The organism is Nonomuraea phyllanthi, from assembly GCF_006334985.2.
Lineage (GTDB): Bacteria > Actinomycetota > Actinomycetes > Streptosporangiales > Streptosporangiaceae > Nonomuraea > Nonomuraea phyllanthi.
This window is the reverse complement of record NZ_VDLX02000009.1, coordinates 73,133-91,100: the sequence shown is the minus strand read 5'-3', so window position 1 is coordinate 91,100 and position 17,968 is coordinate 73,133. Positions and strand designations below refer to the sequence as shown.

Annotated in this window: 19 protein-coding genes, 1 tRNA gene and 1 pseudogene; 7 read left to right on the top strand and 14 right to left on the bottom strand. The window is 68.7% G+C overall.

The window, feature by feature from the left end:
- Nucleotides 1–64: 64 nt before the first annotated feature.
- The gene (locus tag FH608_RS24205; RefSeq protein ID WP_226899886.1) at nucleotides 65–484 is read right to left on the bottom strand and encodes a TIGR02611 family protein; all 420 of its coding nucleotides are present in this window, start codon (nucleotides 482–484) and stop codon (nucleotides 65–67) included.
- Between the two features lie 201 nt (nucleotides 485–685).
- Between FH608_RS24205 and FH608_RS24200 the strand changes: the two genes are divergently transcribed.
- Nucleotides 686–1,582: a phosphotriesterase family protein gene (locus FH608_RS24200; protein WP_317135579.1), complete on the top strand. Its 897-nt coding sequence runs from the start codon at nucleotides 686–688 to the stop codon at nucleotides 1,580–1,582.
- 34 nt (nucleotides 1,583–1,616) lie between these two features.
- The gene (locus tag FH608_RS24195; protein ID WP_139632888.1) at nucleotides 1,617–2,006 is read left to right on the top strand and encodes a PPOX class F420-dependent oxidoreductase; all 390 of its coding nucleotides are present in this window, start codon (nucleotides 1,617–1,619) and stop codon (nucleotides 2,004–2,006) included.
- Between the two features lie 55 nt (nucleotides 2,007–2,061).
- Here the strand turns inward: FH608_RS24195 and FH608_RS24190 are convergent, their stop codons facing one another.
- On the bottom strand, nucleotides 2,062–2,856 hold the full coding sequence (locus FH608_RS24190; protein WP_226899835.1) for a putative hydro-lyase: 795 nt from the start codon (nucleotides 2,854–2,856) through the stop codon (nucleotides 2,062–2,064).
- 184 nt (nucleotides 2,857–3,040) lie between these two features.
- Between FH608_RS24190 and FH608_RS24185 the strand changes: the two genes are divergently transcribed.
- Nucleotides 3,041–4,672 carry a sodium:solute symporter family protein gene (locus tag FH608_RS24185; protein ID WP_226899834.1) on the top strand — a complete coding sequence of 544 codons (1,632 nt, stop codon included), beginning with the start codon at nucleotides 3,041–3,043 and terminating at the stop codon, nucleotides 4,670–4,672.
- Nucleotides 4,669–4,830 (top strand): hypothetical protein, encoded by a 162-nt coding sequence (locus FH608_RS51650; RefSeq protein WP_193318594.1) that lies wholly within the window; start codon nucleotides 4,669–4,671, stop codon nucleotides 4,828–4,830. The genes FH608_RS24185 and FH608_RS51650 overlap by 4 nt, the downstream gene beginning before the upstream one ends.
- A gap of 85 nt (nucleotides 4,831–4,915) precedes the next feature.
- On the opposite strand, the gene FH608_RS24180 is transcribed toward FH608_RS51650, so the two are convergent.
- Together FH608_RS24180 and FH608_RS24175 are read right to left on the bottom strand one after the other, a co-directional pair.
- Complete coding sequence (locus FH608_RS24180; protein WP_139632883.1) at nucleotides 4,916–5,152, bottom strand: hypothetical protein; 237 nt, start codon at nucleotides 5,150–5,152, stop codon at nucleotides 4,916–4,918.
- On the bottom strand, nucleotides 5,149–5,376 hold the full coding sequence (locus FH608_RS24175; protein WP_139632881.1) for a DUF6158 family protein: 228 nt from the start codon (nucleotides 5,374–5,376) through the stop codon (nucleotides 5,149–5,151). Before FH608_RS24175 ends, FH608_RS24180 begins: the two co-directional genes overlap by 4 nt.
- A 94-nt stretch (nucleotides 5,377–5,470) precedes the next feature.
- On the opposite strand from FH608_RS24175, the gene FH608_RS24170 reads away from it, so the two are divergent.
- A complete protein-coding gene (locus tag FH608_RS24170) occupies nucleotides 5,471–6,406 on the top strand; it encodes a LysR family transcriptional regulator (protein WP_139632880.1) in 936 nt (311 codons plus the stop codon).
- 84 nt (nucleotides 6,407–6,490) lie between these two features.
- Complete coding sequence (locus FH608_RS53860; protein ID WP_193318593.1) at nucleotides 6,491–7,933, top strand: S1 family peptidase; 1,443 nt, start codon at nucleotides 6,491–6,493, stop codon at nucleotides 7,931–7,933.
- 217 nt (nucleotides 7,934–8,150) lie between these two features.
- Here the strand turns inward: FH608_RS53860 and FH608_RS24160 are convergent, their stop codons facing one another.
- The gene (locus FH608_RS24160) at nucleotides 8,151–8,681 is read right to left on the bottom strand and encodes a histidine phosphatase family protein (RefSeq protein ID WP_139632878.1); all 531 of its coding nucleotides are present in this window, start codon (nucleotides 8,679–8,681) and stop codon (nucleotides 8,151–8,153) included.
- Between the two features lie 243 nt (nucleotides 8,682–8,924).
- On the opposite strand from FH608_RS24160, the gene FH608_RS24155 reads away from it, so the two are divergent.
- A tRNA-Ile gene (locus FH608_RS24155) sits at nucleotides 8,925–8,998 on the top strand.
- Between the two features lie 146 nt (nucleotides 8,999–9,144).
- Here the strand turns inward: FH608_RS24155 and FH608_RS24150 are convergent.
- The 9 genes and pseudogenes from FH608_RS24150 to FH608_RS24110 form a co-directional block, all read right to left on the bottom strand.
- Nucleotides 9,145–10,089, bottom strand: coding sequence for a restriction endonuclease (locus FH608_RS24150; RefSeq protein WP_139632876.1), 945 nt, complete (start codon nucleotides 10,087–10,089; stop codon nucleotides 9,145–9,147).
- A gap of 120 nt (nucleotides 10,090–10,209) precedes the next feature.
- Nucleotides 10,210–11,634, bottom strand: coding sequence for a tyrosine-type recombinase/integrase (locus FH608_RS24145; RefSeq protein ID WP_139632875.1), 1,425 nt, complete (start codon nucleotides 11,632–11,634; stop codon nucleotides 10,210–10,212).
- A pseudogene (locus FH608_RS24140) lies at nucleotides 11,634–11,837 on the bottom strand (helix-turn-helix transcriptional regulator); the annotation flags it as partial. The gene FH608_RS24145 and the pseudogene FH608_RS24140, both read right to left, overlap by 1 nt.
- A 172-nt stretch (nucleotides 11,838–12,009) precedes the next feature.
- Nucleotides 12,010–13,182, bottom strand: a complete 1,173-nt coding sequence (locus tag FH608_RS24135) for a DUF3631 domain-containing protein (RefSeq protein WP_193318592.1) — start codon at nucleotides 13,180–13,182, stop codon at nucleotides 12,010–12,012.
- Nucleotides 13,183–13,202: 20 nt separating this feature from the next.
- The gene (locus FH608_RS24130) at nucleotides 13,203–14,081 is read right to left on the bottom strand and encodes a bifunctional DNA primase/polymerase (protein ID WP_139632871.1); all 879 of its coding nucleotides are present in this window, start codon (nucleotides 14,079–14,081) and stop codon (nucleotides 13,203–13,205) included.
- Nucleotides 14,082–14,418: 337 nt separating this feature from the next.
- On the bottom strand, nucleotides 14,419–15,363 hold the full coding sequence (locus FH608_RS24125) for an adenine nucleotide alpha hydrolase family protein (protein WP_226899833.1): 945 nt from the start codon (nucleotides 15,361–15,363) through the stop codon (nucleotides 14,419–14,421).
- 158 nt (nucleotides 15,364–15,521) lie between these two features.
- Nucleotides 15,522–15,995 (bottom strand): single-stranded DNA-binding protein, encoded by a 474-nt coding sequence (locus FH608_RS24120; RefSeq protein ID WP_139632869.1) that lies wholly within the window; start codon nucleotides 15,993–15,995, stop codon nucleotides 15,522–15,524.
- 141 nt (nucleotides 15,996–16,136) lie between these two features.
- Nucleotides 16,137–16,976: a phosphoribosyltransferase gene (locus tag FH608_RS24115; RefSeq protein WP_139632867.1), complete on the bottom strand. Its 840-nt coding sequence runs from the start codon at nucleotides 16,974–16,976 to the stop codon at nucleotides 16,137–16,139.
- Between the two features lie 2 nt (nucleotides 16,977–16,978).
- Nucleotides 16,979–17,884, bottom strand: coding sequence for a DNA-processing protein DprA (locus FH608_RS24110; RefSeq protein WP_193318591.1), 906 nt, complete (start codon nucleotides 17,882–17,884; stop codon nucleotides 16,979–16,981).
- Nucleotides 17,885–17,968 lie beyond the last annotated feature (84 nt).

Here is a 17,968-nt window from a genome sequence, read left to right as displayed (position 1 = left end):
GCCCGCAGAATAGGCAGGGAGGGCACCCGATCGGGGGCGCGATGCCGATGCGGTCTGGGTCCGCTCAGACGAGGTACTGGCGGGCCATCGCGATCACGTCGAACCCGAGCGTGCGCAGGCCGACGTAGACGATCACCGCGGCGGCGGCCACGGTCACGACGAGCACCACGGCCCGGACGAGCCAGCCCTGCCGCTTGTACCACTCCATCCAGGCGTGCAGCGTGCTCTTGCCGAAGTCCAGCACCTTGCGCGCCCAGTGGAACTCCAGGGCGAGCACCGCCAGGCCCGCGAAGACGACCGCCCAGCCCGGCCCGGGGAACGGCACCATGATCAGCCCGGCCACCACCATGAGCGTCCCGATCACGCCGATGACGATCTTCAGCGTGAGGGCGCCGGTGCGCGTCGACCTGATGCCGTCCAGCCAGCCGTGGATCCCCGTGCGGCGCTCCGGTATCTCGGAACGGTCGCCCGCATCGTGCTTCATCACGTCGGCATCGCCGGTCTCGGACGACTGAACCTGCACAATTCCCCCCGGCAGTTCGGTGTGCCACCCAGGATACGGCGCGGTGGAGGGTGACCTCTTGCAGCCGACTAGCAGTTCACCAAACCCACCAGACGGTAAAATATCCCGCCAGACCAGGCGGCTTCCGGCAAACATCGGTTAATGTCTGTTATGCCCGAGGTTTTGCTCCGCACCGTTACCGGTCCTGTACGCGCGGCCGCCGTCACCGGCGCCGTGCTCCCCCACGAGCACCTGCGTACCGACATGCGATGGGCCGTCGGCATCGACTCCGACCCGTACCGCTGGCTCGACGAGGAACACGCCGTCACCGGCGAGCTCCGCGAGCTGCGCCAGTCCGGCGGGCTCGGCCTGGTCGTCGACCTGACCTGCATGGGAATGGGCCGCGACGCCGCCGCCCTGGCCCGCATGGCGGCGGGCAGCAGGGTGCCGGTGATCGCCTCGACCGGGCTGTACGCGGAGCCGTTCACGAGCGTCGGCGAGGCCGACGTGGACTCCCTCACCAGCCGCCTGATGGACGACATCCTCAGCGGCGCCGACGACATGGGCGTGTTCCCCGGCGTCATCGGCGAGGTCGGCTCCTGGGGCGCCGAGCCCACCCCGCGCGAGGAGCGCTGCCTGATCGCCGCCGCCCGCGCCTCGCTGAAGTCGCGCCTGCCGGTGGCCACGCACGGCGCCAACGCCCCCGCCCTGCTGGAGATCCTGCTCTCTCAGGGCCTGCCGGCCTCCCGGGTGGCCGTCGGGTACGCGGGCACCGACCTGGGGGCGGCCAGGAAGATCGCCGAAGCCGGCGCGTACGTGAGCCTGGGCCTGCTCGGCCTCGGCACGGATCAGGCGGCCAGGATCGCGCTCGCCCTCATCGAGGACGGCCACGCGGACCGCCTGCTGATCAGCACGGGGCTGAGCCGGGTGGCGCAGCTGCGCAAGTACGGCGGCCCCGGCTACGCGCACCTGCACAATGCCCTGCTGCCGCGCCTGCGCGAGTCCGGCGCCGGCGCGGAGGTGATCGAGCTCGTCACCCACGACAACCCGCTGCGCTGGCTGACCGACGGCATGGGTTGACCTCAACCAATGTCAAGGTTGCAGACTGGGTCGCATGACTTTCACACCAGCCGAACTTGACTACCTGAACGCCCAGCACCTCGGCCGCCTGGCCACCGTATCGCCCGCCGGGGACACCCAGAACAACCCGGTCGGCTTCTTCGTGGACGCCGAGAGCGGCACCATCACCATCGGCGGGCACGCGCTGGGCGCATCCAAGAAGTTCAGGAACATCCAGCAGGGCAGCACCGTCGCTTTCGTCGTGGACGACATGGTGTCGGTGGATCCGTGGGAGGTGCGCGGCATCGAGATCAGGGGCACGGCGGAGGCGCTGACCGACGTCGACCCGCCCGTGCCGTTCTTCTCCCGGGAGATCATCAGGATCACGCCCAAGAAGGTCATCTCGTGGGGGTTGTCGGGGCCGCGCGAGACCCGGACTGCGTGAAGGCCCCGTAGCGGGGACCCGGCGGCGGGGTGGCGAGCGGTGGCGTCCGCGCGGGTCACACCCGGTAGTCGTCGTCGCGGGCGTCCAGGATGGCCATGTGTCCCGGCAGGTGGCCGATCGCGTACTCGACGCCGCTGGCCATGACCGCCGCCTGCGGCGTCACCCCGCACGCCCAGAACAGCGGCACCTCGCCGGCGCGCACCTCCACGGGGTCGCCGAAGTCGGGCCTGGCCAGGTCGGCGATCCCGATCGCCGCGGGGTCGCCGGTGTGGACGGGCGCGCCGTGCACCATCGGGTAGCGCCCGCTCACCTCGACGGCGGTCGCCACCAGCGCCTCGGGCACCGGCCGCATCGACACGACCAGCGGCCCCGACAGGCTGCCCGCCGCCGAGCATGGCACGTCGGTGACGTACATCGGCACGTTCGTCCCCAGCTCCAGGTGCCGCACCGGCACCCCGGCGGCCAGCAGCGCCGCCTCGAAGGTGAAGCTGCACCCGATGAGGAACGGCACCAGGTCGTCGCGCCACTCCTCCCGCACGTCGCCGAGGTCGGCGACCGGCCGCCCGTCGCGGTAGAGGCGGTACCCGGGCAGGTCGGTACGCAGGTCGCCGGGGAACAGCGGCGTGGACCAGGCGCCCGGCTCCCCCACGTCGAGCACCGGGCACGCCTGAGGGTTGAGCTGGGCGAACAGCAGCAGCTCGTACCGCAGCCCGCTGGGCACGGCGATCAGGTTGGCCTGCGTCCAGCCCCGGCACCAGCCCGCCGTGGGAACGCGCTCGCCCGCGCGGAAGCGCTCCCGCGCCCGCGCCGGGCTCAGGTCGGCGACGTTCCCCCTCGGGGAGTAGTGCACACTCCGACAGTATGGCGAGCCCTGCCGCCCGGTCCACCACGCGTTCCCCTGAGGGAGCCCAGGACTCCTCACCTGGGGGAACGCGGGTCTCCTCGCCTGGGGGCGCGCACGGTTCACCTGAGCAGACGCACGTCGGGTCGGCATGGCCGGTGATATCGGGACTTCTGGGGGTAGCGGCGGTGCCGTGCGACTCGACGTGAACCCCCTCGACTACGTCCTCATCGCGATCTACTTCGTCACCGTGCTCGCCATCGGCGTCGCCGCCCGCAGACGGATCAGCTCCAGCCTCGACTTCTTCCTGGCCGGCCGCGGCCTGCCCGCGTGGGTCACGGGCCTGGCGTTCGTGTCGGCCAACCTCGGCGCGATCGAGATCCTCGGCATGGCGGCCAACGGCGTGCAGTACGGCGCCATGACCGTGCACTACTACTGGATCGGCGCGGTCCCCGCGATGGTGTTCCTCGGCATCGTGATGATGCCCTTCTACTACCGCTCCAAGGTCAGGAGCGTGCCCGAGTTCCTCCGCAAACGCTTCAACGGGGCGACGCAGCTGCTGAACGCGATCACGTTCGCGGTCGCGCAGATCCTCATCGCGGGCGTGAACCTCTACGCGCTCGCCCTGGTCATGGAGGCGCTGCTGGGCTGGCCGCTGCCGGTCTCGGTGGTGGTCTCCGCGGTGATCGTGCTGGCGTACATCACGCTCGGCGGGCTGTCCTCGGCCATCTACAACGAGGTGCTGCAGTTCTTCGTGATCCTCGCCGGGCTGATCCCGCTGACCGTGCTCGGGCTGATCAAGGTGGGCGGGATCTCGGGGCTGGTGGACAAGGTACGGCAGAGCTCCCTCGGCGAGGGCGGCCTGCACACCTGGGCCGGGACGGCCGGCGAGAACCCGATGCACGCCCACTGGATCGGCATCGTGTTCGGGCTGGGGTTCGTGCTGTCGTTCGGCTACTGGACGACGAACTTCGCGGAGGTGCAGCGGGCGCTGTCGGCCAGGAACACGAACGCCGCGAGGCTCACGCCGATCATCGCCGCGTACCCGAAGCTGTTCATCCCGCTGGTGACCGTGCTGCCGGGGATGATCGCGCTCGTGCTGTTCAGCGGCTGGGGGCAGAACCAGGACTACAACAACGCGATCCCGCTGCTCATGCGCGACCTGCTGCCGAACGGCGTGCTGGGGGTCGCGGTGACCGGGCTGCTGGCCTCGTTCATGGCCGGGATGGCGGCCAACATCAGCGGCTTCAACACCGTCTTCACCAACGACATCTGGCAGTCGCACCTGCGGCCGGACCGCGACGACGGCTACTACGTGCGGGTGGGGCGGATCGCGACCGTGGTGGGTGTGGCGCTGGGCGTCGGCACGGCGTTCATCGCGGCCGGTTACTCGAACATCATGAACTACCTGCAGGCGCTGTTCTCGTTCTTCAACGCGCCGCTCTTCGCGACGTTCATCGTCGGGCTCTTCTGGCGGCGGATGACGCCGTGGGCCGGGTTCTGGGGGCTGCTCGCGGGCACCGTGGCGGCCTTCGCGTCCTACATCGCGTACAAGGCCGGGTTCGTGGACTTCGGCACCGAGCTGAACGCCAGCTTCTGGGGCGCCGGCCTGGCCTTCGTCGTGGACGTGGTCGTGTCGGTGGTGGTCACGCTGGTCACCACGGCCAAACCGGTCGAGGAGCTGCGCGGGCTCGTGTACGGGCTCAGCGCCGTCGGGCTGGAGGACGACGCGCTGGCGGGTGACGCGCGATGGTACCGCTCGCCCGTGCTGCTCGGCACGGGCGCCGTCATCCTGGCCGCCGCGATGTACGGAGTGATCATATGAGTGACATCCGGATGGTGATCGGCGGGCTGTTCCTGGTGTACGGCGTGATCCTCGTCGTCGCCGGGGCGTTCGGGAGCGCCGTCAACCTGTGGACCGGCCTGATCATGGCCGTCTTCGGCGGCACGTTCCTGGTGTGGGCCCGCGTCCGGCGGCTCTGACCCTGACGTCAGGCGGTCCTGGTTCTGACCGGCACGGGCAGGCGTCCGGCGGCTCCGACCGGCACGGGCCCGGACGCTTCAGGCCTCAGTACCAGACCTCGAACGTGTGGGGCCCCAGGGCGAGCCCGTCTCCCCTGGGCACCACGCACCCCTGCTCGATCAGGTGCGCGACGCACCCGCGTACCTCGTCCTCGCTCAGCCCGGACGCGTGCACCACGCCGTCGAGCCCCGCCACGCCGTTCTCGACCACCTGGGAGGCCACCGTCTCGTACACGTGGATGTCGACGTCCGACAGGGCCTGCACATCGTGTGACCGCGTCATGAGCGCTCTCTCGCCCCCTCCCTCAAGCGGTACGGATCGACGTCGCGATCCGGGTTGCGGCGGAGGTACTCGGCCTCCAGCTCGTTGGTCCTCGAGGTGTGCCGCGCCAGGGCGTCGTCCGACCCGTGGAAGAACGTGTCGCTCCGCGTGGCGTGCAGTTGCCGCAGCTCGCGGACCACGTCCTCGTCGCTGAGCTGCGCCGGGTCTATTCCCATCGTCGTCATGGGCTCCCTCTACCCCGGAGACCCTCGACAATATCTGTCACATTTCCTGACATATGGCATTGTTTGTGAGGGATGGTCGCTTTACGTTCCCTTTATGGACCTCGAGCTCAGGCACCTCAGGATCGTCCGCGCGGTCGCGGACGCGGGAAGTGTGAGCAAGGCCGCGTCCCTGCTCGGGCTGGCACAGCCGGCCCTGACCGCCCAGCTCAAGCGCATCGAACGGGTGCTCGGCGGCGCCCTGTTCGAGCGCGACCGGCACGGCGCGAGACCCACCAGACTGGGTGAGCTGGTGCTCTCCAGGGCACGGGTGCTTCTCCCGGCAGCCCAGGAGCTACAGGAGGAAGCGGTACGTTTCGCCGCCTCCCCCTCCTCCCCCGCCTACCGCATCGGCGCGACCAACGGCCCCATCCTGGGCGGCCTCGTCCACCGGCTGGCCGCAGAGCGGGCGGTGCGCACGTACACCTCCTGGTCGGCGTACGAGCTGACCGGCATGGTCGACCTCGGCCGCCTCGACTACGTGCTGACCGGCGCCTGCGGCGACTCCGGCACCCCCTCCGGCTCGGTGGTGTGGGAGACCATCGGCCTCGACCCCGTGTTCTGCCTGGTCGGCGCCGACCATCCGGCCGCCGCGGAGAAGGAGGTGGAGCTGGCCGATCTCGCCGACGAACACTGGGCGGTGACGCCCGGCGACGGCTGCTTCGCCGACTGCTTCGCGATGGCGTGCGCGCGTGCCGGGTTCACCCCCGGCACGATCTACGAGACGGACGTGGCGACCTGCATCCATCTCGCCCAGGTGGGCCGCGCGGTGGTGCTCTGCCAGGCCACCCACCAGGCCGCGCAGGGTCTCGTCACGGTCCCGCTCGCCGGCGCGCCGCTGCGCTGGCGCCAGCTCCTCGGCCGCCACCCCACCGCCCCCGACTCCGCGTGGGTGGTGGCCCAGGCCAAACAGGTCCATGACGACGCCGTACGCCGCAACCCGGTCTATTCCGACTGGCTGGTACGGAACCCCGGATACGGCACCGCACCATAACACCGTGATAGGGGCAAAGTAGTACTCCTCCGCGTCTGGGCGCGCCGTTACGTTGACGGCACCCCCAGCAGCGAGGAGACCACGATGCTCCGAACTCCGGCGCTGATCGCCATCGCGATCGGCGCGTTAGTCGTCACGGCCACCCCCGCCGTCGCCGCCAAACCCCCGTCAGGCGTGATCGACGCCCTCCAGCGCGACCTCGGCATCACCAAGGAGCAGGCGATCAACCGCCTGGCGAACGAGACCCGGGGCAACGCCGCCGCCCCCGGCCTGCGCAAGAAGCTCGGCGACGACTACGCCGGCATCTGGTACGAAGGCGCCGAGAGCGCCCTCGTCGTGGCCAGCGTCGACCCCGCCGACACGGCCGCCATCAACCGGGCGGGCGCCAGGGCGCGCATCGTGGCGCGCTCGTTCGCCCAGCTCACCACCGTCAAGGAGGGCCTGGACAAGACCGCGCCACCCGCCTCCGTACACAGCTGGGCCATCTCGCCCCAGGACAACTCGGTCGTCGTCCGGACGAGCGACGAGGCGGCGGCGACGGCCTGGCTGACGTCGAGCGGCGTGGACGCCGCGGCCGTCAAGCTGGAACAGTCGGCCGAACGCCCCCGCCTGTTCTACGAGATCCGGGGCGGGGACGCGTACTACACCTCGGAGGGCTACCGCTGCTCCGTCGGCTTCGCCGCCCGGCGCGGCACCCAGCTCGGCTTCACCAGCGCCGGCCACTGCGGCGGCGTCGGCGTCACCACCACCGGCTACAACCGGGTGGCGCAGGGGACGTTCCAGATCTCGTCGTTCCCCGGCAACGACTACTCGTGGATCGCCACCAACTCCAACTGGACCGCGCCCGGCGTCGTGAACGGCTACAGCGCCGGCATCCTGCCCGTCCGCGGATCCGCCGTCACCCAGCCCCAGGGCTCCGTGTGCCGCTCCGGCTCCACCACCCAGTGGCACTGCGGCACCGTCACCGCCCTGAACTCCACCGTCAACTACCAGGAAGGCACCGTCTATGGCCTGACCCGCACCACGGTGTGCGCCGAGGGCGGCGACTCGGGCGGCGCGTTCATCTCCGGCGACCAGGCCCAGGGCATGACCTCGGGCGGCTCGGGCAACTGCTCCAGCGGCGGCGTCACGTACTTCCAGCCCGTCAACGAGATCCTCTCCGCGGGCAGCCTCACCCTCATCACCTCCGGCGGCGGCTCCGAACCGCCTCCGACCGGGTGCGACGGCTTCGAGGAGACGTACTCCGGGTCGCTGAGCTCCAACCAGAGCACGTACGAGCCGGACGGGTCGTACTACCTGTCGAGCACCTCGGGCACCCACTCGGCCTGCCTGGACGCGCCGGACGGCACCGACTTCGACGTGTACCTGCAGAAGTGGAACGGCTCGTCATGGACCGTGGTCGCCAGAGGCGACAGCCCCAACTCCGACGAGACCATCTCCTACAGCGGGACCTCGGGGTACTACCGGTACCGCGTGCACGCCTACAGCGGCTCAGGCTCCTACACCCTCGGCCTGAACCACCCGTAGCACCGCGCCCCCGTAACACTGCGCGCTCGTAGCACTGGGCGCTCTGAGCGCTCGTAACCGCGGAAAGGGCCGGACCGGCCCGGGCACCCCCCCGGATCGGCCCGGCCCCACGATCAAGAAGCATCGTACGACTCCCGCCAGGCAGCCCTCCCAGGCCGCACTCCCAGGTGTGGCTCTGACCGACACTCGGGCCGTCACTCGGACGGAACGAACGCACTCACGCCAAGCAGAACTCCCACCCCGGCCGCCACTCGAACGGCGCGTCGACCAGTTCCTCCAACGGAGTCCCCTCCAGCAGATGCTGCAACGCCCACCGATTGGCCGAATGCGCCACCACCAGCACCACCCGCCCCTGCCACTCCGCCATCACATCCCGCAGGAACGCCGCCGTCTCCACCACGACCTGCCGATAGCTCTGCCCACCCGGCCACGGCGTGTCGACATGCCTGGCCCGCAACGCCGCCACCTCACTGGCCGGCCGCCCGTTGTAGATCCCGTAGTCGCACTCCCTGAGCCGCCGATCGAGCCTGATCTCCTTCCCGTTCCCGGCAAAGGCGATCTCCGCCGTCTGCACGGCCCGCCGCAGGTCGGAGACGTACACGACGTCCACCTCCCGCCGCCGCACCCCAAGCTCCACAGCCGCCTCCCGCCCGCGAGCGGACAGCTCACCCGGCAACCACCCCGTGGAGATCCCCGTCTCGTTGTCCACGGTGATGGAGTGTGTCTCGTACACCAGCTTCACGGCCACGCCCAGAAGCTACCCGCCCGCCCCCGCCCGCGGCGCCGAATCCCTTGGACGCTCCCGCAACCGAGACCTGAATATGATCGTGCCGGGCTCCACGTACCTTGCCGGGCATGGAATGATGTCGGCGGAGACCCGTCGCCCGTTCCGCCGGGCACCACGACGGGATCCGATGCTCTAGCCTTAGCATGCGCGAGGGCTCAGCAAGGTGCTTCTGGGGCATCGCGCCGCACGTCACAACTGAATCCAGGGGCGGTAGCTCAGCCGGTCAGAGCATCGGACTCATAATCCGTGGGTCGTGGGTTCAAGTCCCACCCGCCCTACTTCTCCAGAACAGCCAAAACCCCCGCCTGACCTGCGCTTCCGCGCGGAGACGGGGGTTTCTCATGTCCGGCTGTCTACGGCCGATACCGATCGTTTGCGGGTGGCTCTACCCAATGCTTACCCACGACCTCACTAGGCCGGTCGACTACAGCTCGAAGTCCGGTCGACTGGCGCCGTAGCCCTGCTTGGCCGGCCACAGGACCACCACGTCCTGACTGTGGGCCAGTTCGATCAGGTCGTGACGCGGCTCGCTGGGCAGCAGGATCGCCCTCGTAGCGTCCGGCAGGAAGCGGCCGTAGTCGGCCAGCTGGCCGATGGCCATGCGCACGTTCTCGCGGGTGACGCTGCCCTTCGCCTCAACCAGCAGCTTGGCGTCGTGGTCGTACAGGTCGGTGAAGAGCGGACGGGTCTCCCCCTTCGGCAGCATCTGATGCCGGCCGACCTTGTGATTCTTGCCGCGCAGGTAATCGCCCAGTGCCTGCACGAGGGTGGACTCCTTCCGCTCAGCCTCGTACGGCTCCCGGTCGGGGTTGATGAAAGTCCGCTCCGTGAGCAGCTGCTCCAGTTCGAGCTCCTGCACCTGGTCTTCGTTCGGGTTGTCCTTGGCGGCGTCAAGCAGCCGCGCCAGGCTGGTCTGCGGCGGTTGCACGGCCGCGTCGATGGGACGTAGCCGGAAGACGATGACACGACGGATGGCGCCACCGCCAGTTTCCGGGGCGTCGGCTTCGTACCAGGGCTCCTTGTCGTCCACCTCGAATTCGCCAAGGTAGGTGACGGTGCCGCGGGCGCCTTGGAAGACGCGCAGCGCCTTGTTGTTCTGCTTGTGGTTGAGGATGCTCGCGTTCCCGGACATCATCCGCTGGTCGCCATACTGACCCTCCCCGCTGTAGTGGAACAGGCCGTCAGGCATCCAGCCGTCGAAGTAGCCGTGCTTCTCGCCGGCGATCGGGTCGGTGAAGACGAAAACGTTGTCGCTGCGGCTGGACGGGCCGATGCCACCCTGGGTGCGACCGCCGAAGTCCTCGTGCAGTTTCTTGCGCTCGATCTGCTGGTCGGGCTTGAGAGTCCATGCGGGGATGGGGGTGGTCATGGGGCAGTCCCTCCTGTGATCACTTTACCTGTGATCTACCTTAACGGACCCAGATCATCGGCGTGCAAGTTCTGTACGGAAATTGGATGCCGATTTTCTGGGTCCGATTGCGGTATCAGGTCAGACTGGAGAGTCGAGATCCTTCAGCGCGTCGGCAATGCGCCGCTTAGCGGCCTCGTCTTGGCCAACGATGCATTTCGCGTAGATCCTGAGCAGCACATCCACGCTGTGACCTGCCCACTCGGCTACCTGCGTCGCCGGTACACCAGCGTTGAGCCAGGTCGAAACGCAGGCGTGACGTAGGTCGTAGATGCGCTTGGCCAGCGGCGACTGTGCCTCCTTCTCGGTCAGGGCGTGCTCTCTGGCCTTGGCCCATACGCGCCGGCATGTGATGCCGGCCAGCTCACCGCCGCGCACTCCGGTGAACAACCGCCCTCCGGGGTCAGTGCCGAACTCCGCGAGGTGCGCGCGGAGAATCCGGACAAGCGCGGGAGGACAGGGAACGATGCGGGTCTCCCCCTCGGCGCGGTGCTTCAGGGCGCGTTCTTCCCGCAGGCTGCCATCGTCCGTCCATTCACGGCCGGCGAACGGCGCGGCGCCGGCGAAGCGCAGCTCGCCCCAACCGTCAGCCGGCTCCTCCAGCTCTCCCGACTCAGGATTTCGGGCCAGCTCGGGGAGGGTGATGTTGTCCTCGCCAAGCCTGACTACTTCCTCGGGACGTAGCCCCGCGTAGTAGATGACGGCGAAGAATGCGACCAGCCGCTTTCCGCTGGGCTGTTGTGCTTGCACCGCGGCAAGCAGGCGACGGGCTTGGGCGTGGTTGACGACGCTACGTCGGTCCACTTCGTAGGTGACCCGCGGTGGCTTCCACTTCAGAGCCTTGATCGGGTTGGAATCCAAGAGCTTCAGCTCTACGGCGTAGTCCATGGCGTTCTGCAGGATGGTCTTGTGCCGACGAATCGTGCTTGTGGCGGCGGTTTTCCCGTTCAGGCGCGAGGTGGCAGCGTCGAGCAGCGCCCGGACTGTGGCCGCCTCGGTCAGCGCGGAAACGGAACGGGTGTTCTTGGCGAGCCACGCCAGCACCTCGGCCGTTTCCTCGGACGCTTCGGCGCGCTGTTTCGTGTTGAACCCCCATCGACGCATGGCGGTTCGGAGGTGGAGGTCAGAGGGTTTGCCCTTGCCGCTCGTGAGCATGGCCGGCGTGGCTGCGGTAAGGGCGCGGGCGATGTCTTGGCGGTACTTAGCCGAGGCAGCTTTCCACTTGAAGTCGGCGAATTTGCAGGCGAAGTCGTACCAGGTCATCTCTGGCCGCTCAACGCGGCTCCACTTCACCGGCTCGCCGGTGGCCAGGCTGAACGGCTCACCCTCCCGAGCCGCGGTGAGCAGCTTGCTTCGGTAAGCATCTGCCTGCGCACTCTTCTGGAAGGTCCGTTTCCACGGCTTGCCATCCGTGGACCACTGGACGCGGTATGAGGTGACCTTGCCCGCAACGTTCTTGCGGACCTCGGTCTTGTGAACGCGAACGCGGTAGGTGGTGTTCTCCATCAGGCCGCGTCCTCTCGGGCGTTGAGCCAGCTTTCAAGGTCGGTACGGCGGACGCGAAGGGAACCATTGGGCAGGGTGATGCAGCGTGGGGCGCGACCCTTCTGGCGCCAGTCGTAGAAGGTGGATCGGGAGATCTGGAGTTCGGTGCAGACTTCGGGAACGGTGAGCATCGCGCGTAGGCGGGTGACGGTGGCCATGGCGGCGCGTTCCTTCCGGGTGTGGCGTGATCGGAAAGGGTTCGGCGCCCTCGGCGGTCATGCTTGGCGGCTTGTCGCCGAGGGGCCGATAGCAGGTTGGGAGGGGGTAGCCGTTTCAACCCGTTACAGCCGTAACATCGCAGCTCAGGGCCGAAACGGCTTGTTGCGGTGTTACGGGTTAAGCCGTAACAGGGTCGGAAGCCGTATCGCCTTGACCTGCGGTGTTACGGCTGTAACGGCTGTAACGGCTACCCCGCTCCAGATGCAGAACGTCGGCCTCCGGAGGGGGTTCGAGGGTCGGGCAGTAACGCGCCCACGCGTCGGCGAAGTCGCCGCGGCGGTAGCCCCTCAGCGGACCATCGGGGAAGCGAATCGCGGCCGGGCGGATGTCGTATTCGCGCAGCATCGCGCCGAGTCGTATGGGTGTCAGGCCGGCCGGTCCGTGCTCGTTCCATTCGCCCTCAGGGTCGGACTTGAGCCGTTCCAGGAGTACGGCGGTGGGCAGTGCGGTGTCGGCGCTGAATGCGGCGCGGCAGGCGGTCAGCAGTCGGACGCGCGCCGATGCCTGGTCGTTGTCGTCGGCCTCGGCGGTGAGCGCCAAGGCGGCAGCGCGGGCACGCTCGGGCCAGGTGCCGTCGGCGTAGTCGGCAACGATGACCAGGGGTTCCCAGGTGTCGGCGGCGCGGTCCTCGACGGGCATGGCGGGTTCGGCCTGTTCGAGAGTGGCCAGGTCAGCGCGCAGCCACTGGTTAAGGTCGGCGGCCAGCTCACGCAGTGGTGTGCGGTCGCGGCGGTGGCGGTAGGGCGCGGCGGTTTCACCGGGCGCGCGGCGGCGCATACGGACGACAACGGCGCGGTCTTCGATGGTGTCGGGCATAGCCCCGATGCCGGCGAGTGCGGCCATGGCGAAGGTCGGAATGCTTTCCACGCGGTTGGTGGCCGCGTCGTAGCGTTTGGCCGGCCGGTTGCGCTGGTGTCCGGCGTTGAGCAGGCCGCGCAGGTCCTCGTTGCCGTCGGCCTTGGGGCCGAAGATGGTGTCGGCTTCGTCCACGAGCATGGTGGGCGGGTCCTCGGTGATGGAGCGGTAGACGGCGGCGCTGGAGGAGTTGACGGTGATGAACGGGTTGTGGCAGGTGGCCTCCACGATGTCGAGTAGCCGGGACTTGCCGCACCGCTTCTCGGGGCCGCGGATGACCAGGCGGGGCGCGTGCGCCCACGCGGGTTGGGCATGGGTTGCTGCGATCCACAGCGTGACGGCGTCGGCGGCCTCGAAGGTCGGCAGGATGACGTAGCGGGTCAGGGCGGCGCGCAGCCGGTCGAGTAGCTGTGAGCCGGTCGGGTGATGGGTCATGGTGCCTCCCACGGCTGTGATCAGACGGTGGCCAGGCGGCGAGGGCGATGGGCGCCGTGCCGCAACCCGGAGTTGATGGTTCGCGCGACTTCGGCGCGGGCTAGTCCAAGGTCGCCCCCTCCCTGTTCAAGCAGTTCTTTGACGGGTTCCTCGGGGAGCGCGCCGCCCGCGATGAGCTCGCCGAGGGCGGCGGCGGCGCCGAACAGGGCACGGTTGCGCTGGCCGGGTTGGGCGGCGGCCAGGTGCGCAAGCTCGCGATCCAAAGCGGCGCGCAGGTAGGCGGAATGGCGATCATTGGCGATGGGGACGTGCACGGGCCTCTTGGCTGGTAGCGGGGCGGGTGTGAGCAGCTTGAACAGGGAGGGGGGCAGCGGGGCGGGCATCGTGGCGTGCTGCACGCGGTAGCTGCCGACCCCGTCGGGGAGGGCGACGTGGCTGCCTGGGGCGACGACGTAGCCACCCCAGGCGCGGGTATCGATCAGCCACCCGAGGCTGCCGTTTGTGCTGGGCAGCCGGGGGCCGGGCGGGGCGGTGTAGTACAGGTGCAGGCCGCCTCGGCGGGTGCGGACCTGTAGCGTCTCCCACTCGATCGGGATGCCGGCGCGTTGGCAGAGCAGGGCGAACACGTCGGCGCCGTCGCCGATGCCGGGCAGGTCCCATTCGCGGGGCGGGCGCTGGTCGGGCTTGGGCACGTCCAGGTCGATGACGACGAGTCCGGCCGGGCCGGTGGCGATGCCGACGTTGTAGGGGGCGCGCCGCCACCACGCGCGGATGCGGTCGGGGTCGCGGGTCGCGCGGGTCTCCCAGTCGGTGAAGCCGCGCGGGGGTGCCTTGTCCCCCACGGCGATAGGGAAGACAGGCCAGCCGCGGGCGGCGGCTCCCAGAGCGGCGACCACCATACCGTGACGGTGTGGTGCGGTCATGCTGCCTGCCTCCCGGGATCGGCAAGCAGGGCGGCGGTCATCGCCTGCTCCAGGCAGACCTTGTGAACGGGTCGCCCGTCGTCGTCCAGCAGGAAGCACAGACGACGACAGAGGCGGCACGGGCGGCGGCGGCCACCGCCCCAATGTCCAGGCTCATGGCGCCAGTTCAGGGATACGCGCCCTTGCCAGAGCCGGTAGCCGGTAGAGCTTGCTGTCATGCTGGTAGGTGCCTTCCTCTTGTGATCGGGAGTGGGGCGGGCGGCCTCGGCGGTTGTGCTTGGCGGCTTGTCGCCGAGGCCGCGTACCACGGTTGTCAGGCCGCCTCATCGGTGATCTGGTCGCCACGACAACTCCACGGGGAGCAGCCGGCTGGAGCGCCGTCCTCGGCGTCGTCGGTCGCACTGGTTGTCGCGTCGTCGGCCAGGGCCTCGAACAGGTCTGTTTGGCGTTGCTTCCATTCGGTGCGGGTGACCTTGTTGATCGGGGCCTGGTCGAGGGGCAGCAGGCTGCGATGCAGGTAAGGCCGTTCCTTGATGCCACGCAAGGCCATCTCGCGCAGGCTGCGGTCAAAGGCGACCGCATCGGCCCACTCGTCGGGGTGGTTGTCGCGCAGCTCGCGCCACTGGCGGTTGCCGTGGAAGGGGCAGCCGATGCACGCACTCTTGGGGGTGTCCGCCCAGCCGTGGCTACGCAGGTAGCGCTGGCAGTCGGTACGGGTCCAGCCGGGCCGGCCATCGGCAGCGCCGTCCATGTCGAGCAGGGGGAAGGTGTTGCGCAAGTAGCGCACGTGAGCGTCCTTTGCCCGGTGGAACTCATCGCGGCTGATGCCGACCCACTGGTCGGCGAACACCTCGGCGGGGACGGGGCGCGGGTGCGGGTAGCCCAGCAAGGCGCGGATGGCGGCCTTGATGGGCTTGATCTTGTATTCCTCGGTGCACTGGCGGCGCACCATCGCGGCTCCGTTCCCGGCTCGGTCGCGGACGAACACGGGCAAGCGCACGAAAGCGCCGGGGGTGAGCGAGTCGGTGCGGAGGTTGCCGGTGATGCGCGCCGGCGTGGATGCGGGCACGTTGCCTTCGACCCAGCCGGCGCGGACGCGCAGGATGGGGATGCCGGCTGGCTGGGCTACCTCTCGTTCCAGCCGATCAAGGTGGGCGTAGACGGCTTTGGGTTCCCACCCGGTATCGGCGAAGACGGCTACGTCGATCGTGGGCAGCTTCCCATGAGCCGACAGCAAGAGCAGGGTGGTGGACTGCACACCCGCGCCGAGGCTGAGAACACGGAGGGCGGCAGCATCTGACGATGTTGTGGTGTTCACGATCAGGGGCCTTTCGGTGGTGGCTGTGATCGGAATGGGGCGGGGACCTTGGCCGCGTGCTCGGCTGCTTGTCGCCGAGGCCGCCCCTCGTGCTGTTGCTAGAACGGCGGTTCGTCGCCCTGCCACTGACCGCCGGCGCCAGCGTTGGCAGGGGTGTTGGTTGCCCACGGGTCGGACGTGCCGCCGACGTGGCCGTTGCTGCCGGTGCAGGCGGCCTTTTGGGGTTTGGCGGTGGCGAAGCGCAGGGAGGGGCCGATCTCGTCTACGGTCATCTCGACCACGGTGCGCTTGTCGCCGTCGCTGGTCTCGAAGGTGCGCATGCGCAGCCGGCCTGAGGCGATGACGCGGGTGCCGCGGGTGAGTGATTCGGTGACGTGCTCGCCGAGGTCGCGCCACGCGCTGCAGCGCATGAACAGCACCTCGCCGTCTTGCCACTGCTCTACCTGCGTGTTGTAGGTGCGGGCGCTGGAGGCGATGGTGAAGCCGGCCACGGCGGTGCCGGTCTGGGTGTAATTGAGCTTGGGGTCGTCGGTCAGGTTGCCGATGATGGTGATCGTGGTCTCGCCGGACATGGCGGGGTGTTCCTTCCCTGATGGCGGGTGGTGGCAAGGCGTGCGGAAGGGCTCGCCGGTACGGGGTGGGGTGCCGGAATGCGCGAGAGCCTCGGCGCTGTCAGCGCCGAGGCTCTGTCGTGTGGTGCCGTGGGGTGGCCGTTACCGGCTGCTCAAGGACCTGGTGTGGTCGTGCCGGTCGCAGATGCAGCAGCGGTCGAAGTCGAAGGGTTCGGCCGATGCTTCCTGCCAGATGGTCATCCTGTTCGGGCGATCGGGGGAAGGGTCTATCACTCTGATGATCACGAGTGCGACGACTTCTTCCGCCCCGTGTTCGAACAGCGTGGATGCGGCACTCTGGACGTGGGCACCGGACATGAACCAGTCATCCACGAGGAGGACTCGTTCGCCGTGCAACACCTGATCTTCTTTCCGCGCCCCCATGACGTGAAAAGCGTCGGGGTGAGAGTACCGATCGTAGAGCGATGGGGCGTGCTCATCGTTGGCCAGCAAGAGGTGCGGCTTGTGCAGGTCCTTCCATGCGTTGATGTCGTTGATGATCAGTATCAGGGGGTGGATAGCCTCTACGGGCTGGTTTCTCCGGGTGGTGGGGATGGAAGTCACCAGCGTGAACGGCCCGCCGGCTAAGCCGGTCAGGCATGCCTCGTGGGCTTGGTAGAAGCGGGAGAGTGTCGCCGTCATCAGACGGCGAGGCGTCATCCAACCCGGAGCGGCGCGTGCGTTCGCCTTACTGACCACTATCTTGAACAGGGCGTTGTCCTCGCCGTACTGGACGGCCAACGAGATGGGCACCACATGCTCGGTCGGGCGGTAGAGCCCGCCCATGGTGCGCTCGCAACTTGAGCAGATGTCGTGTGGCTCTCCTGTGTCCCGCTTGTTGTTGGGCCCGGTGTGGCAGATCCGGCAGACTCCGGGGCGCGTCGCCGGAACGTTCCTGTACAGGTGGATGACGCGGTCGGTGACAGCCCTGGCGTCATCCATGCTCAAAACATGGTCGTTTGGGAGCACATATCTACGAGATTGACCGCGTGCTTGGACAACTCGTCAGTGTCTTGGACGACAGTGATGCCTCCCCGAAACCCCGCCCGCGCGACCCATGGGTGTTCCTGCTGAAGCTGCTGGGGCACGAAGACGTGCTTGCCCGTCTTCAGCGTCATGTCGGCGCAGTGCTGGCCGGGTCCGCCGTCGCCGCCGTCAGTGACGTACACGGTGGCGGCCAAACCGCAGGTCACGACGCGTTCCTGCGCGGTCGGGTGGTGGGTGGGGGTGGTGTCGGGCCACAGCGGGGAGACCAACGCGCCGCGCTGGCCTATCTGCTGAGCGACATTCGCGTACGGGCCGAGAGTGCCGGGTGCGGCTATCCCACCGGCCAGCACGGCGAGCGTGCGCCCGCCGGCTTCGAGTGCGGCCTGGTGGACGGCCGCGTCCAGGTCGGTGCGAAGCGGCGCGATGACGGTGAGTCCGGCATCGGCCAGAGCCCGGGCGGCTGTAACGGCGTGCTCGCTGTCGTGCTCGCCGACGATGGCGACGGCCCGGTAGTCCTCGGGGACCATTCGGCCGCGAACCCACACGAACGGCGGGTAGTTGTTGGCCCACAGCATGTTGCCGGGGTAGGCGTCGTCCAGGACGGTGATGAGGTGGACGCCGGCGGCGCGCATGGCGGTGATGAGGTCACGCGCCTGATTGAGGTCTTCGATGTTCAGGCGGGAGCGGAGATCGGCGAGGTGTGCCTGGTCAGTTTCGTCCAGTCCGGCGACATCGCCATTCGTGAGCTTGAGGGCGCTGCCCGTGGCAGCGATAACGTGGGCGGTGTGGTGCCAGGGCTGGGTATGGGTGGCTTTGGTGAGGGCGAGGACGGCGGCTTGTTCATCGAGCGCGGTCATGGTCATGGTCATCACCATCTCGAACGTGGTTTCGGTGTGAACGTACGCGCCGACGCCGACAAAAACGACGACGGGATGCGCGGTTGCCTT

Excerpts from the sequence above, each read along its gene's own strand:
- FH608_RS24205 (WP_226899886.1), bottom strand. The coding sequence starts at position 484 with ATGAAGCACGATGCGGGCGACCGTTCCGAGATACCGGAGCGCCGCACG.
- FH608_RS24195 (WP_139632888.1), top strand. The coding sequence starts at position 1,617 with ATGACTTTCACACCAGCCGAACTTGACTACCTGAACGCCCAGCACCTC.
- FH608_RS51650 (WP_193318594.1), top strand. The coding sequence starts at position 4,669 with ATGAGTGACATCCGGATGGTGATCGGCGGGCTGTTCCTGGTGTACGGC.
- FH608_RS24180 (WP_139632883.1), bottom strand. The coding sequence starts at position 5,152 with ATGACGCGGTCACACGATGTGCAGGCCCTGTCGGACGTCGACATCCAC.
- FH608_RS24175 (WP_139632881.1), bottom strand. The coding sequence starts at position 5,376 with ATGACGACGATGGGAATAGACCCGGCGCAGCTCAGCGACGAGGACGTG.
- FH608_RS24170 (WP_139632880.1), top strand. The coding sequence starts at position 5,471 with ATGGACCTCGAGCTCAGGCACCTCAGGATCGTCCGCGCGGTCGCGGAC.
- FH608_RS53860 (WP_193318593.1), top strand. The coding sequence starts at position 6,491 with ATGCTCCGAACTCCGGCGCTGATCGCCATCGCGATCGGCGCGTTAGTC.
- FH608_RS24150 (WP_139632876.1), bottom strand. The coding sequence starts at position 10,089 with ATGACCACCCCCATCCCCGCATGGACTCTCAAGCCCGACCAGCAGATC.
- FH608_RS24145 (WP_139632875.1), bottom strand. The coding sequence starts at position 11,634 with ATGGAGAACACCACCTACCGCGTTCGCGTTCACAAGACCGAGGTCCGC.
- FH608_RS24135 (WP_193318592.1), bottom strand. The coding sequence starts at position 13,182 with ATGACCCATCACCCGACCGGCTCACAGCTACTCGACCGGCTGCGCGCC.
- FH608_RS24130 (WP_139632871.1), bottom strand. The coding sequence starts at position 14,081 with ATGGTGGTCGCCGCTCTGGGAGCCGCCGCCCGCGGCTGGCCTGTCTTC.
- FH608_RS24120 (WP_139632869.1), bottom strand. The coding sequence starts at position 15,995 with ATGTCCGGCGAGACCACGATCACCATCATCGGCAACCTGACCGACGAC.
- FH608_RS24115 (WP_139632867.1), bottom strand. The coding sequence starts at position 16,976 with ATGGATGACGCCAGGGCTGTCACCGACCGCGTCATCCACCTGTACAGG.
- FH608_RS24110 (WP_193318591.1), bottom strand. The coding sequence starts at position 17,884 with ATGACCATGACCGCGCTCGATGAACAAGCCGCCGTCCTCGCCCTCACC.